Annotated in this window: 9 protein-coding genes; all 9 read right to left on the reverse strand. The window is 69.3% G+C overall.

All coding sequences use genetic code 11. From position 1 onward, the window contains the following. Positions 1-11: 11 nt before the first annotated feature. Complete coding sequence (locus KHC28_RS05860; protein WP_214007402.1) at positions 12-1,613, reverse strand: rhodanese-like domain-containing protein; 1,602 nt, start codon at positions 1,611-1,613, stop codon at positions 12-14. 50 nt (positions 1,614-1,663) lie between these two features. Beyond that, positions 1,664-2,734, reverse strand: coding sequence for an ABC transporter substrate-binding protein (locus tag KHC28_RS05865; protein ID WP_214007403.1), 1,071 nt, complete (start codon positions 2,732-2,734; stop codon positions 1,664-1,666). Positions 2,735-2,763: 29 nt separating this feature from the next. Next, a complete protein-coding gene (locus KHC28_RS05870) occupies positions 2,764-4,152 on the reverse strand; it encodes an LLM class flavin-dependent oxidoreductase (RefSeq protein WP_214007404.1) in 1,389 nt (462 codons plus the stop codon). Positions 4,153-4,177: 25 nt separating this feature from the next. After that, a complete protein-coding gene (locus KHC28_RS05875; protein WP_214007405.1) occupies positions 4,178-5,740 on the reverse strand; it encodes an FAD-dependent oxidoreductase in 1,563 nt (520 codons plus the stop codon). A gap of 14 nt (positions 5,741-5,754) precedes the next feature. Next, entirely contained in the window at positions 5,755-7,488 is a 1,734-nt protein-coding gene (locus KHC28_RS05880) for an ABC transporter permease (protein ID WP_214007406.1), read from the reverse strand. Further along, a complete protein-coding gene (locus KHC28_RS05885) occupies positions 7,485-8,627 on the reverse strand; it encodes an ABC transporter ATP-binding protein (RefSeq protein WP_312893108.1) in 1,143 nt (380 codons plus the stop codon). The genes KHC28_RS05880 and KHC28_RS05885 overlap by 4 nt, the downstream gene beginning before the upstream one ends. Positions 8,628-8,693: 66 nt before the next feature. Then, the gene (locus KHC28_RS05890; RefSeq protein WP_214007407.1) at positions 8,694-10,031 is read right to left on the reverse strand and encodes an LLM class flavin-dependent oxidoreductase; all 1,338 of its coding nucleotides are present in this window, start codon (positions 10,029-10,031) and stop codon (positions 8,694-8,696) included. A gap of 732 nt (positions 10,032-10,763) precedes the next feature. After that, positions 10,764-11,678, reverse strand: coding sequence for a DUF6734 family protein (locus KHC28_RS05895; RefSeq protein WP_214007408.1), 915 nt, complete (start codon positions 11,676-11,678; stop codon positions 10,764-10,766). Beyond that, complete coding sequence (locus tag KHC28_RS05900; protein WP_214007409.1) at positions 11,675-14,329, reverse strand: DUF6519 domain-containing protein; 2,655 nt, start codon at positions 14,327-14,329, stop codon at positions 11,675-11,677. The genes KHC28_RS05895 and KHC28_RS05900 overlap by 4 nt, the downstream gene beginning before the upstream one ends. Positions 14,330-14,356 lie beyond the last annotated feature (27 nt).

Genomic DNA, 14,356 nt, shown 5'->3' on the forward strand with positions numbered 1-14,356 from the left:
TGCTGCTGGCTTCAAAGGCGGAACTGGATGGTGCCGTCGCGACGCACCTGCTCGACGAGATCGAGCTCCCATTGCAGATATTCGCGCATGGCGTCCTCGCGCTTGTCGCGGCGCTCGAAGGCCTTGAGCATCACATCCTCCGGCGGCGAGGCGAGGCGTTCGGGCTGCGTTTCGAGCGGCAGTCCGGCCGCCTGCCAGGCTTGCGTGCCGCCGGCGAGCAGCTTCACCAGCGCTCCGGTCGCCTGCGCGAACTCGGCAGCGGCAAGCCGGGCGATGACGCCGTCGGGAGACGCCAGCACATAGAGCGGAGCGGAAGGCAGCCGGGCGACATCCTCCGCGAGCCGGCTGCGAATGGCGAACCACGCACCGGGAATGTGGCCGGCGCGATAATGCCGCGTCGAGCCGAGGTCGACGACGACGACGACGGCCTCCGCCCGCTCCAGCAGGGGAGCAAGCTCGGCGGGCGCGATCTCCTCCGCCACGATCTCGGCCAGACCGACCACCGTCTCCGGCGCGTCGCCGACTTCCGGCACGGCGAGGGGCGCGGCCTCGTCGAGCACGAATACGTGGTCGAAGCCCATGCGGGCGAGCCATGCCGCCGCCGTGCGGGCGCGCACGCCGTCATCGTCGGCGAGCACGATGCGGGCGCGGCGCACGGCGATGAACGTGTCGGTCGCCTGCACCAGCTGGCCGCCGGTCGCCGACAGGAAGCCGGGCCGATGACCGGCGCGGTACTCGGCCGGATCGCGCACGTCGAAGCGGTACAGCGTCGTCGCCGCCTGTTCCGCCTCGAAGGTCGCCAGGGTGGCGGCGTCGATGGTGGGCACCCCGTAGCGCCCGGCGAGGCGTGCTGCGGCTTCCCGCGCCCAGTCATGCGCCGGCACCGAGGGGAGCGGGGCCACAGTCGAGGCGCCGCGCTCGACGTCGAGTCCGGCGAGATGCCAGCCCTGCGTGCCGTTCTTCAGCGACACTACCTTGTTCGGCAATCCGGCATCGATGAGCACCTGAGCCCCGATGATCGAACGGGTGCGGCCGCCGCAATTGACCACCACCAGAGTGTCGTCGCTCGGCACGCTCTCGCGGACCCGCAGCACGAGTTCGCCGCCGGGGCAGTCGATGGCGCCGGGAATGGTGATCCAGCTATATTCGTCGAAGGGCCGGCTATCGAGCAGCACGATGTCCTCGCCGGCCTTGCGGCGGGCCTCGAACTCGTGCGGATCGATATGCGGGGTGGCGTAGCCGATCTCGACGAACTCGCCGAAGGCCTTGCTCGGCACATAGACGCCGGCGAACAGCTCGAAGCCGGCCGCCGCCCAGCCCGGCACGCCGCCGGCGAGGATGGCGACATCGCCATAACCGGCACGCGCCAGCACGTGCGCGGCGCGCTCGGCCAGCGTCTCGTCGTCGTCGACCAGCACGATCGGCGTGGCGCGGCGCGGCACCAACGGCGGCACGATCCGCTCCAGCCGGGAAAGCGGCGCGTTGGACGCCACGAGGATGTGCCGGTCGCCGAAGATGCCCTCCTCGCGCACGTCGAGCAGGGCGATCTCCTCCGCCCCCTTCAGCCGGGCATGCAGGGTGGTGGCGTCGAGGCGCGGGAAGGCGGTGGTCATGTCTGGCTATCCTGTAGGAGGACCGGCCCCGCGCGGGGGCCGGAACCGTGTCACTGGCGGTTGAACGCCGCGTCGAACTGCTCGAGGAACTTCTGCGAGGCATCACCGCCAATGTCCTGGTCGGCGACGATCACCTTGATGTCGGCGAGCTTGGGCAGGCCGGCCGGCGTCTTCGCATCCGGGTGGGTCGGGATGTAGGAACCGGCCTCGGCGACGATCTCCTGGCCCTCGGCGCTGGTCAGCACCTCGATCAGCAGCTTGGCGGCGGCGGGGTTCGGGCCGCCCTTGAAGATCGCCAGATAGTTCTCGTTGGTGACGACGCCCTCGTCGAGAATGTAGGCCTCGATGCTCTGGCCGCGCTCCTTGGCGGTGATGACGTTCTGCGAGGAGATCAGCGGCGAGAGATCGCGCTCGCCGGCCACCAGCAGGCGCACGGATTCGGCATTGCCGCGGGTGAACAGGAAGTCCTGCGCCGCAAAGCCCTTGATGGTGTCCCAGGTGATGATGTTGTGGGCGAGCAGCGTCTGGAACCAGGTGAGCTGCGAGGCGGCCGAGCGCGGATCGGAGAACACGATCTTGCCCTTCCACTTCGGATCGAGGAAGTCGGTGATCTTCCTCGGCAGCACCGACGGATCGGGGAAGACCTTCGGGTTGTAGGCCGCGGACAGCAGCGTCGAGGCGGTGGCCAGGTAGTTGCCGTCGGCGTCGCGATAATTTCCGCCGATCTTGTCGAAGTCGCGCACCTTGTAGGGGGTGAGGTAGCCGCGCTTTTTCCAGTCGTCGAGGATGAAGCGCTGCGAGATGAACACCACGTCCGGGTTGGTGCGGCCGGCCGCCTTCTCCGCCTCGATGGTCGGGATGAGATCGAGGGTCTGCTTCTGGACGATGTTGAGCTTCACATCCGGGAAGGTCTTGCGCCAGAACTCCAGCACCGCCGTGCTCGTCTCCTGCCGGTAGGAAGTATAGAAGACCACCTGGCCTTCCTTCTTCGCCGCCTCGTAGAGGCCTGCGAAGCGCTCCGGCAGCGTGTCGGCGCGGGCGGGAGAGAAGGGCGCGGCAAGGCCGGCGGCGAGGGCGAGTGCGGCGGCGCCCTTGATGAGGCTGCGCTTGTCGATGAGCATGGACGTGTCTCCGAAACGGGTGATGTCTGTCAGGCGGCGGCCGGCGAGGCGGCGGGATGACCCGCGCCCTCGATCGCCTTGTTGTGCTTGTGGTGGCGCCCGGGGCGCTTCAGGCCGAGATGCTCGCGCAGCGTGCGACCCTCATAGTCGGTGCGGAACAGGCCGCGCCGGCGCAGTTCCGGGATGACCAGTTCGATGAAATCAGTCAGTCCGCCGGGAAGGTAGGGCGGCATGACGTTGAAGCCGTCGGCGCCCTCGTTGAGGAAGCGCTCTTCCATGACGTCGGCGATCTGCTCGGGCGTGCCGACCACCTGCCAGTGGCCGCGCGCGCCGGCGACCCTGAGGCCCAGCTGAAGGATCGACAGGCCCTCGCGCTCGGCGAGCTCCAGCAGCAGCGCCTGCCGGCTGCGGGCGGCATTGGTGAGCGGGATGTCCTTGGGCAGCGGCCCGTCGAGCGGCAAATGCCGCAGCGGGATGCCGAGCCGGTGCTCGAGGATCGACAGGGCGACATCCGGGTGGATAAGGCTCTGCAACTCGTCGAACTTCGTCTTCGCCTCCGCCTCGGTGCGACCGACCACGGGGAAGTTGCCCGGCAGGATCTTCACGTCGTCCGGCGAGCGGCCATGCGCTACGGCCCGCGCCTTCACGTCGCGGTAGAAGGCCTGCGCGTCCTTCAGCGTCTGCTGGGCGGTGAACACCACCTCGGCCGAGGTGCCGGCGAGTTCCTTGCCGGCCTCCGACGAGCCGGCCTGCACCAGCACCGGCCAGCCCTGCGGCGAGCGGGGAATGTTGAGCGGGCCGCGCACGGCGAAGAACTCGCCGCGATGGTCGAGGCTGTAGACCTTCTCCGGATCGAAGAACACGCCGCTCGCCTTGTCGCGGGTGAAGGCGTCGTCCTCCCACGAATCCCACAGCCCTTCGGCGACGGCGAGGAATTCCGTCGCGCGGCGGTAGCGCTCGTCATGCGGGGGATGCGTGTCGCGGCCGAAATTATACGCCTCGCCCTCATTGCCGGACGTGACGAGGTTCCAGCCGGCGCGCCCGCCGCTGATATGGTCGATGGAGGCGAATTTGCGCGCCAGCGTGTAGGGCTCGTTATAGGTGGTGGAGGCGGTGGCGACGAGGCCAATGCGCTCGGTCACCGCCGCCAGCGCCCCGAGCAGGGTCAGCGGCTCGAACTGCGCGACATAGTGAGTGGAGAAGCGCGCCAGCGCCCCCCAGTCCTCGCCGCGCGCGCCGGCGCTGTCGGCGAGGAACAGGAGGTCGAACTTCGCGGCCTCGGCCTGCTGCGCGACCTGCGCATAGTGCTTGAAATTGATGCCGGCATCGGCCTGCGCCTGCGGGTGGCGCCAGGCGGCGGCGTGGTGGCCGGTGGGATAGAGGAAGGCGCCGAGCGCCATCTGCTTGCGGGTCGTCATAGGCTTGTCCTTGGGAAGCGCCTGGCTAGGCGACGGTCAGCTCGGGCGACGAGGCCCAGGGGCGTTCGCTCGCAGCCTCGCGGCCGGCGATCTGGCCGGTGACGAAACACTCGGCGAGGTTGCCGGCGCCGAGATAGAGAAAGCCCCAGATCGAGCCGATCTCGCCGGCCTCGTAGAGGCGCGGGATCGGCGCGCCGTGGGCGTTCACCACGCGCTGGCGGGCGTCATGCGCCGGGCCGCCCTGCGTGTTGCTGACCACCGGCCAGAGCTCGCCGACATAGAAGGGCGGGTTGCGCACCGGGAACAGCGTCCCGGTGGGGCGGTCGTGGTCGCCGTCGTGCCCGGCCTCGACCGAGGCGTTCCAGCGCGCGAGGCTCGAAGCCACCGTGGCGGGATCGGCGCCGATGAGCGCGGCGAGTTCCTCGACACTGTCGGCGCGCTTGAGGATGCCGTTGCCGACCTCCTTCAGATTGTCGCCGCTCCACTCATAGGGCTCGACGGTGCGGTCGTTCAGCACGGTCTGGCCGAGCGGGTAGAGCTTGCGCCCCTCCTCGTCGACGACGAGGAAGGCCGGGATGCGCGGAAAGCGCTGCGTCTGGGCGTCGTACTGGTCGAGCGGGCGGTGGCCGGTGTCCTGCAGATAGGGCTGGTACTCGTTCATGAAGCGCCGGCCCTGGCGGTCGAGCACGATCCAGGACAGGCGCACATCCGGCTCCTGCAACTCCGGCGTCCAGTCCGGCACCTTCTTGACGCGCAGGCCATAAGGATAGGCCGGGTCGGGATGGCGGAAGCCGTAGGAACCGTGAAAGTGCCACATGTGCCAGAGGTCGGCGCCGGCCGCCTGCGCCATGCGCAGCCCGTCGCCGGTATTGCCCCGCGTGGCCACCGGCAGCACCGGGCGGATCTGCCAGTATTTGCGCTGGATGTCGGGCGCCGCCTCGAAGCCGCCGGAGGCCAGGATGACCCCGCGCCGGGCAGCGATGCGCGTCACCTCGCCGCCGGTACGGACCTCGGCGCCGAGCACGCCGCCATCCGGCCCGAGGATCAACCGTTCCGCCGCCGTGTTCAGCCGCACCTCGATGCCGCGGGCGCGGACATTGTCGTGCACCAGCTTGAACACGTTCGGCCCGCGCAGGCGGCCGCGCACATGCGGGTATTCGGTCCGCGCATCGAAGCCGGGGATCGACAGCACCTCGACCGTACCGAAGGCGTCGTGCCCGGGGAACGGGTAGTTGGCGACGCGCCGGTGCACCTCGATCTGCGCGCCGTTCACCTTGGCGAGGTCGCGGAAATAAGGCTCCAGCTCGGCCATGCCGGCGGCGACGGTGTCGAGCACGTCTGCCGGCACGTCCGGCCCGACCGCCTGGCGCAGATAGGCGCGCGCGCCTTCCGGCTCGACGACGGTGCGGATACCGCCGCCGGCGCAGATCGAGATGCCGCCCGGATCAGGCTGCTTCTCGATCAGCAGCACGTGGGCGCCGGCATCGTGCGCGGCGATGGCGGAGGCCCCGCCGGCGAAGCCGAAGCCGACGACGAGGACGTCGACCGTTTCGTCGAAACGTTCGGAGAGGGGGGCGTGCAGGGTCATGGCGGTGGCTTCGCTTAGCTGACGACGGCCGTCTTCTTGCGGGTGAAGAGACGGATGAGGCCGAGCATGGACAGGCTGACGGCGACGATGATCACGGCGAGTGCGGCAGCGAGTTCGACGGCGCCGTCCTCGATGAATTGCAGCACCACGGTCGGCATCACCTGGGTGTCCGACTGGGCGAGGATCGCCGACATGGAGAGCTCGCGCAGGCTGAGCGAGAACACCAGCACCCAGGCGATGCCGACCGCGCCGCGCACCAGCGGGAAGGTCACGTCCTTGATCGAACGCAGCCAGCCGGCACCGGAGATGCGCGCCGCCTCCTCGAGGTCGGTGGAGAGCTGCTGGATGCCGTTCCTCACCAGCACGAAGGCGATGGGCAAGAGCTTGCCGGCATAGGCGATGAGGATGAGCGTCAGCGTGCCGTAGAACAGGTCGACATAGCCCATCAGGATTCCCACCGCATAGGCGATGGACGGGAAGCCATAGGCGATCATCACCAGGAAGGAGATCACCTCGCGGCCGAAGAAGCGGAAGCGCTCCACCACCCAGCCGAGCACCAGCCCGAGCGTCGCGCAGACCGTGGCGGTGGCGAGCGCCAGCAGCATCGAATGGATGATCGAGGCGCGGGCGACGAAGTCCTCGTCGAAGATCAGCCCGTAATGCTTGGTGACGAGATTGCCGAGGCTGATCGGCGCGCCGAAGGAGGACAGCAGCGACAGCAGCACCAGTGCGCCGACCGGCAGGATGGCGGTGCCGAAGGCCACCACCAGGCAGAAGCCGCCCGCCAGCCAGCGCCAGCGGCCGAGCCGGGTGATCTGGTCCGGCGTCGCCTTGCCGGTGAGGGTGCGGAAATTCTCGGTGCGGATGGCGTATTTCTGGATCAGCAGGCTGATGGCGGTGACGATCAGGATCGGCATCGCCACCGCGGCGGCGTAGTTGAACTGCGGCGGAAACTTCAGCAGGTCGTAGATCTTGGTGGTGATCACCGAGAAATTCGCCATGGTTCCGATCGCCGCCGGCGCGCCAAAGGAGGACAGCGCGTCGAGCATGACCAGGATCACCGCCGACAGGATGGCCGGGCGTACCAGCGGCAGCGTCACCGTAAGGGTGGTACGCAGCCGGCCGGCGCCCAGCACGCGCGCCGCCTGCTCATGGCTGGCGTCGATGTTGTTCAAGGCCGCGCTGACGGCGAAGAACACCAGCGGATAGACGCCGACGATCTCGATGAAGACGAGCCCGCCGAAGCTCATAATGTTGAGCGGCGCGGCGCTGAAGCCGAGGTATTCGACGGCTAACCTGTTGAGATAGCCCGAGTTTGGCGCGGCGAGGAAGATCCAGGAGATCACCGAGATGAAGGTCGGGATCACGAAGGAGATGCCGGCCGAGAGGGTTATCAGCGCCTTGCCGGGCGCGTCGGTGCGGGCGACGATCCAGGCGAGCGGCACGCCGAGCGCGCAGGCGCCGACGGTCACGAACAGCACCAGCCAGCCGGAATTGAGCGTCGCCTGCCACATGCCGCGGCGGGCGAAGGCCTTCTCGAAGGTGTCGAAGGTCAGGTTGCCATGGGCATCGATGAAGCTGTAGCCGGCGAGCAGCGCCAGCGGATAAGCGATCAACGCCAACAGGATAGCGATCGAGCCGCCAATGATCAGGAAGCGGACCGGCTGAAGCGACGACAGCCGGCGCAGCAGCGGGGTCGTCGCACGGGTGCCCTCGGCGAGATGATGGGAGGCGGTGATCTCGCTCATGCCACCACCCATGCGCTTCCCGGCCGGGCCCAAAGCCGCGTGCGCCCGTCGACGAAGCTGCCACGGCGGCGCGACTGCACGCGCAGCGGCGTGGCGCCGGCCTGCAGCTTCAGCTCGTAATGGCTGCCTAGGAAGGATTCCGACAGGAAGGAAACGTCGATTCCGGTTTCCTGATCAGGCACTTGCGGCTGTTCGAGCCGGAAATCCTCCGGCCGCAGCAGCACGGTCGCCCGGCTGCCGGGTGCCGCGTCGGCGAGCCAGCGCGCGGGAGCGCGGCTCCACAGCCGGTCGCCGGCATCGAGGGCGATGCGGACCTTGCCGGCGGCCCGGTCGACCGCGTCGACCTCGCCCTCCAGCAGGTTGGCGATGCCGACGAAGCTGCCCACGAAGCGGCTCGCCGGGGTACGGTAGACCTCTTCCGGCGTGCCCAGCTGCTCGATGCGGCCCTTGTTCATCACCACGATCCGGTCGGCAAGGACGAGCGCCTCATCCTGGTCATGCGTGACGTAAAGCGTTGTTAGGCCGATGTTTTTCTGCAGCGCGCGCAGCTCGAAGCGCATCTCCTCGCGCAGCGAGGCGTCGAGATTGGACAGCGGCTCGTCGAGCAGCAGCAGCGACGGCTTGGTCGCCAGCGAGCGGGCGAGCGCCACGCGCTGCTGCTGGCCGCCGGACAGCTCCGCCGGGTAGCGCTTCGCCAGCGCGGACAGCTGCACGAGGTCGAGAACCTCGGCAACGCCGGCTTCGATCTCCGCCTTCTTTTTACCAGCAACTTCAAGGCCATAGCCGACATTCTCGGCGACAGTCCGGTGTGGCCACACGGCATAGGACTGGAACACCATGCCGAGCTGGCGCTTCTCCGGCGGCAGGGCGAAGGCCGAGGTGGAGGCCACCACGCCGTCGAGATGGATCTCGCCGCCATCCGGCTGCAGGAAACCGGCGACCATGCGCAGGGTCGTGGTCTTGCCGCAGCCGCTAGGTCCCAGAAGAACCACGCTTTCTCCCGGCGCGACCGCAAGATCGATGCCGTTGACGGCGGCAGTGTCGCCGAGCCGCTTGCGCAGATTGCGCAGCTCCAGCCGGGGCCGGTCGGCGACCTGCGGCGGCGGGGCGAAGCGGGGGGTGGGGGACGGCAGGCTCACGTCAGGCTCCGGTCGGTCAGGGCAGTGAGGTGTAGGATGAGGACGAAACCCGTCCGGTCAGGCCGATCAGGCCGAGCGGGCGTAGCGGCTCGCCGGGCGGACCAGCCCGTAATGGTCGCGCAGCGTCCGGCCGGCATAGTCGGTGCGGAACAGGCCACGCTTGCGCAGGATCGGCACCACCTCGTCGACGAAGTCGGCGAGCCCTGTCGGCACGGTGGCGGGCATGATGTTGAAGCCGTCGGCGGCGCGCTGCTCCACCCACAGCTGGATGTGGTCGGCGATGGCGGCCGGGGTGCCGGCCAGCACCTTGTGGCCGCGCCCGCCGGCGAGCCGGCGCAGCAGCCCGCGCAGCGTCGGGCGCTCGCGGTCGACGATGTCGAGGATCACCTGCGAGCGGCTCTGCGCGCCCTGCACCGTCGCCGGGCGGGGGAAGGCCTCGGCCGGGATCAGATCGTCGAGCCGGAAGCGGGTGAAGTCGAAGCCGTCGAAGCGCTGGGAGAGGTGCTTGAGGCCGACCGCCGGGATGGTGAGGTCGTTGAGCTCCTCCTCGCGGGCGCGCGCCTCCGCCTCGGTGGAGCCGAGGATGGGCGACAGGCCGGGCAGGATCTTGATGCCGTCCGGGTCGCGGCCGAAGCCGACGGCGCGGCGCTTGACGTCGGCATAGAAGGCCTGGGCGTCGGGGAGCTGCTGCTGGGCGGTGAAGATCGCCTCGGCATAGCGGGCGGCGAAGGCGCGTCCCTCCTCGGAGGAGCCGGCCTGCACCAGCACCGGATGGCCCTGCGGCGGGCGCGGCAGGTCGAGCGGGCCGCGCACCCGGAATTCCTCGCCCTCATGATCGATGGCGTGGATGCGGTCGGTGTCGGCATAGACGCCAGTGGCGCGGTCGTGCAGGCGGGCGTCGTCCTCCCAGCTGTCCCACAGCTTGCGGACCACCTCGACATATTCGGTGGCGCGGCGGTAGCGGTCGGAATGCGAGTTGCGCTGGGAGAGGCCGAAATTGCCCGCCGCCTCGGCCGACCAGGAGGTGACGATGTTCCAGCCGGCCCGCCCGCCGCTGATATGGTCGAGCGAGGCGAACTGGCGCGCGAGGTTGTAGGGCTCGGAATAGGTGGTCGAGGCGGTGGCGATCAGCCCGATCCGCTCGGTGGCGCCGGCCAGCGCCGAGAGCAGGGTCAGCGGCTCCAGCTTGCCCTGCGCCACATGCTTCACGCTGCGGCCGATGGCGAGCTGGTCGGCGAGGAACAGCGAGTCGAAGGTGCCGCGCTCGGCGATGGCGGCAGTCTCGCGATAATAGCCGATATCGGTCAGGCGCTCGGGCTGGGTGCCCGGATGCAGCCAAGAGGCCTCGTGATGTCCGGTGGTGGGCACGAAGACGTTGAGGTGGATGCGGCTGTTGCTGGTCATGGCGGCGGATCGTCGGATGCGGCGGCTAAGGCCTTGAAGACAAGGCAAACCGCCAGGGGCGCCCGGTACGCCGGGCTTCGGATGGCGAGGGGTTCAGCGGATCGCCGCGCCCAGTTGCGGCAACATAAGCCGTCGAGAATTTTTGTCTATCGGAAATATATATTATTCTGCGATCGTTCTCCGGCATGGGCCGCCGGCGTCACATCCGCAAGGCCGGCACCAGCCCGACGGTGCCCGGAGGGGTGGCCGGATGGGAGGCCTTCAGGCGGTCTCGGGTGGCTTGATAGCGGAAGGGAGAAGGGGCGCCGGGCCGGACCGTCAGCTGCAACCGAAGCCGGATGACCGCTCCGCCCGAACGGTCGCGTGCCGGGTCGTGGACCGACGACGCCGATTCATGAGCCGGCAAACTCGATGGCGATGATCGTCATCGGGCCGAGCGGGTCGTCGGGAGCAATGGCCGCGCCAGTAACCGGCCAGATGGAGGGCGAGGCATGTCAGCGCCGGCGCGGCCCCCTCAAGCGGGACGCCAGCGAAGAGACCAGCCCCTTCATCCGCGGCGCGGCCATCGGCGTCGGCAAGCGGCCCGCCCGGATCAACACCCTGCGTCGCCGCAGTGACAGGCGACCCGCAACAACAGGCGGGCGCGCCTTCCATGTCGCGGGTCGGGGCGGAAGGCGCCGCCAAGGCGGTGGGCTGGCCGTGGCCGGCGATCCGCCGCCGCCATGGCCGCCCTTATTCCAGCCAGGGCGAGCCCGGCGGCTGGTCGGCGAGGAAGGCGTCTATACGGCGGCAATGCTCGGGAAAGCTGCGCGCGACGAGTTGTTCGAGGTGGCGCGACATCTCCGGGTCACGCTTGGAACCGGCGGCGAGATGGGTGTAGCCACAGGCATTGGCGCGCGCCAGCGCATCGTCGTGACTGTCGAACAGATGCGCCATGGTCACGTCCGCGAAGGGCGAGCCGATCTGCCGCTGATGATAGGCGAGGCAGGCCGACAGCATGAGCTGCTCGAAGGTGACGAAATCCTGGTCCCGCCGCGGCCGGCCGGCCCAGATCGTCTGGTTCGCCGGGTGCTCGATGAACTCGATCGACCGCCGCGCATAATGGTGGATGAAATCGACCCGCGTGCCGCCGACGATGCCGCAATTCTCCGCCCGCAATTCGCCGCCGAGCGGCATGTAGTGCTCGAACTCCTCCGGCATCCAGCCGCCCTGGCGCCTTATGTCGTATTCGATGCTCTCCGGCCGGTAGTAGGACGCGCCGTAGATCGAGACTTCCGGGTTCTGCGCGAACACCGCCTGGCCGGCCAGACGCTCGGGCAGCGGGTCCCACAGGAACACGTCGGCGTCGATATGCACATAGGGCCGGTCCTGCTCGACATGGGCGTAGAGCTTGCCGATCGCCCACCAGTCCGGATCGTGCGCGTCGAGGGCATCGAGGCCGAGGCTGACCGCGCCGAAGGGCAACCCGAGCGCGTCGACCAGCACCGCGGCGGCTTCCGCGTCGGCGACGAGGCAGGTGTCGGGATAATGCCGACGGGCGAGCTCGACCGAGAGCACCCACGCCAGCAGATGATGGCGCGGCGTGAGCCAGCCGGTCCGCCGCCGGGCCTTCAGCGGCTTTGTCCAGAGCGACCACACCGCCCTCATTGGCCGCCCGCCCGCCGCAGCATGCCGTCGAAGGCCATCCGCGCGAAGCCGATGCCGAGGAAGCCGCCATAGCTGCCATAGCCGCTGGAGCCATAGCCGTAATAACTCGACGTCGGCGGCGTCAGCCAGAACCAGGTCTCGAAATCGGCCTCCGGTGCCGGCGTCGTGGTGGCGGTGCCGGCCTCCGAACTCAATCGCAGCAGCGAGCGCTTGACCACCAGCCGCGACAGCAACCGGGAATTGAGGCCCGCCGGCACCAGCGTCGTCGGCTGGTCGGCGCCGTACACCGCCTGCAGGCGGGTGAACCGCGCCGTGCCGGTGCCGGTGGTGAGCAGGCCGATCCGGCTGTCCGGGATCAACTGCTTCACGACGGGGAAATCGATGTCCGGCTGCACGAAGTTCCGCCCGGTGAGCGTGACGCTGCAACCGAACTGCAAGCGCTGCGCGGTCTGCTTGACGTCGAGCACCACCCGCGCGGGGTCGCCGAAGCCGTTGAGCACGGTCCTGTCGACCTGGCTGCCGGCGACGATCTGCCCGCCCTTGACCTGCGCATGCGACATCACGAGGTTGACCGTCGCACCGCTGAAGCCGACCGGTACCCAGACCTCGCGGGCGACGAACAGCGAAAAATCGCCCGGCGACAGCCAGTTGTAGACGAGCCCGACGCCGCCGTTCAGCGAGTTCTCGCAGGTCATGCCGACATAAGCGGCGTCCGCCTTCAGCCGGTGGCGATGCACCGCCATGGTCGGCAGCGTGCCGATCTGCGGATTGCTGGACGAGCCGGCGCTCGCCTGCGTCTGCACCACATTGTTGCCGATGCCGAGCGCCCAGCGCGAGGCCGGCCCGCCATTGTCATACACCTCGAACTCGCGCTCGAAGCTGACATTGCCGAGGCGCGGCACGTCCTTCTGCACCAGATCGGCGAGGAAGGAGGCGGTCTGCGGATAGGGTCGCCATCCAAGCACCCCCTCCCCCGGCCGGGACACGTCCGCCGGCAGCACCACCGGCTGGTAGGCCACCACCCCGGAGCCCAGATCGGCATAGGGCGCGGGCAACCGGTAGGGGATCTCGGCGGTGACCACGACCGAGCCGTCATTGACGCTGTCGGCGTCGACACTGTCATGCAGCAGCACGCTCAACCCTTGCGCGAACAGGTTGACGGGAATTTCCTGCCCGGCCCGGATCGCCCGCGTCCGGCCGTCGGGATCCTCGTAGAGCGCCGAGGCCACGCGGACGCGCCCGGCCGCCGGGTTGAACACGGGCCTGAGGTCGATCACCTCGCCGGCGACGACCAGCGCCAGCGGCACGCAATGGCGGTGGATCCCCTCCGGCGGCGCCAGCGCCAACGGCTCGACCGAGGCATCGATGCTGCGCGCGGCGAAGGTCCAGTAGTCGCCGGTGCGGAAGCGCCCACCCGCCTCGGCGACGTCGAACGCGACCCGGATTCCGCTCTCCAGCACCACCACCACGCTGCCGGCGGCCGGAACCGCGATGGCGCCGCCGGCGCCCGCCGCGTCGAGATCGGCGACGACATTGCCGGCCGTGTCGCGCACGACGCCGGCCTGATCCCAGCGCCGCAGGCGGGTGTGGCGGGCAGCGAAGCTGTCGGCGCCGAGGCCGCTCGGCAGCAGGTCGGCCGGGATCGCGGCGGCGAAGGTGATGCGCCGACGCTCATGATCGACATCGGCGATCTTCATCAGCGTGCCCGGCTGGCCGGCGAAGTCGCGCCGGTCGTCGGTGATCTCGACCCACTGGCCGGGATCGAAGCCGAGCACCGCGTCGCGCCCCGTCGAAGCCACCCGCAGGATGCTGCTGGAGATCGCCTCCTCCACCGTGGTGGCGACCGTGGCGTTGTCGCGCGACCATTTGAAGGTCGCGGTGCCTGGCACCCCGCCCTGGTGCACCTCGACCCGGTAGAGCTGGTTCTCCAGCCCGGCATAGCCGCCGGGCGCGGCGATCAGGCAGGGATTGGACGGCTGCACGGAGGGATCGAGCTGGGTGGTCAGCCGCCCGAGCGGCAGGCGCGGCCGCTCGACGCGCTGCCACAGCGCGTTCGCCGCCTCGACGAGGCCGGAGCCGACCTTGCCCAGCACCCGCACCTGCCACACGGTCTGCAGACGGGTGGTGGTGTCGACGCCGCCGAGCGCCTTCTCCAGCAGCGAAGGATCCTCGATGGCGCCGACCTCGCGCTGCCAGACATCGAGATAGACGAGATAGGGCCCGTCGGTCGGCACCGGCTCGGGCGTCGGCCAATAGGGCTGGCTCGCATAGTCGAGCGTGGCCGGGCCGAGCGTTTCGCCGAGGATGCCGACCGCGCTGCGCCCATCGGCCTTGAGCGTCGACAGGTCGAAGGACAGTTGCGGCCCGTTGTGGTTCTCCGCCAGCAGGCCGTGGACATAGATGCGCCCACGCCCGATGCCGAGCGTCGGCCGACCGCCGCTGGAGCCGAGGGTGATGCGGAAGCCGTCCGCCGTCTCGCGCGGCACGCCCTGCCGCCCGACCAAATCGACGGTGTGGGCGCGCTGGCGCCGCTCGACGATGTCGGCCTGCTCGTTCCAGTCGGAATCGAGCCCGACCCGGCCCTGCTGCAGGCGCACGACGCTGAAATGCCGCCGTGCGTCGAAGCCGTTCCGACTGTAGTCGCCGCTCATGGCATCCCCCCGAGATGTCGCTTCGAC

The sequence above is a fragment of the Ancylobacter sonchi genome (genome assembly GCF_018390695.1).
Classification (GTDB): domain Bacteria; phylum Pseudomonadota; class Alphaproteobacteria; order Rhizobiales; family Xanthobacteraceae; genus Ancylobacter; species Ancylobacter sonchi.

Bases quoted from the DNA above. Each gene is read 5' to 3' on its own strand.
- KHC28_RS05860 (WP_214007402.1), bottom strand. From the start codon at position 1,613: ATGACCACCGCCTTCCCGCGCCTCGACGCCACCACCCTGCATGCCCGG.
- KHC28_RS05865 (WP_214007403.1), bottom strand. From the start codon at position 2,734: ATGCTCATCGACAAGCGCAGCCTCATCAAGGGCGCCGCCGCACTCGCC.
- KHC28_RS05870 (WP_214007404.1), bottom strand. From the start codon at position 4,152: ATGACGACCCGCAAGCAGATGGCGCTCGGCGCCTTCCTCTATCCCACC.
- KHC28_RS05875 (WP_214007405.1), bottom strand. From the start codon at position 5,740: ATGACCCTGCACGCCCCCCTCTCCGAACGTTTCGACGAAACGGTCGAC.
- KHC28_RS05880 (WP_214007406.1), bottom strand. From the start codon at position 7,488: ATGAGCGAGATCACCGCCTCCCATCATCTCGCCGAGGGCACCCGTGCG.
- KHC28_RS05890 (WP_214007407.1), bottom strand. From the start codon at position 10,031: ATGACCAGCAACAGCCGCATCCACCTCAACGTCTTCGTGCCCACCACC.
- KHC28_RS05895 (WP_214007408.1), bottom strand. From the start codon at position 11,678: ATGAGGGCGGTGTGGTCGCTCTGGACAAAGCCGCTGAAGGCCCGGCGG.
- KHC28_RS05900 (WP_214007409.1), bottom strand. From the start codon at position 14,329: ATGAGCGGCGACTACAGTCGGAACGGCTTCGACGCACGGCGGCATTTC.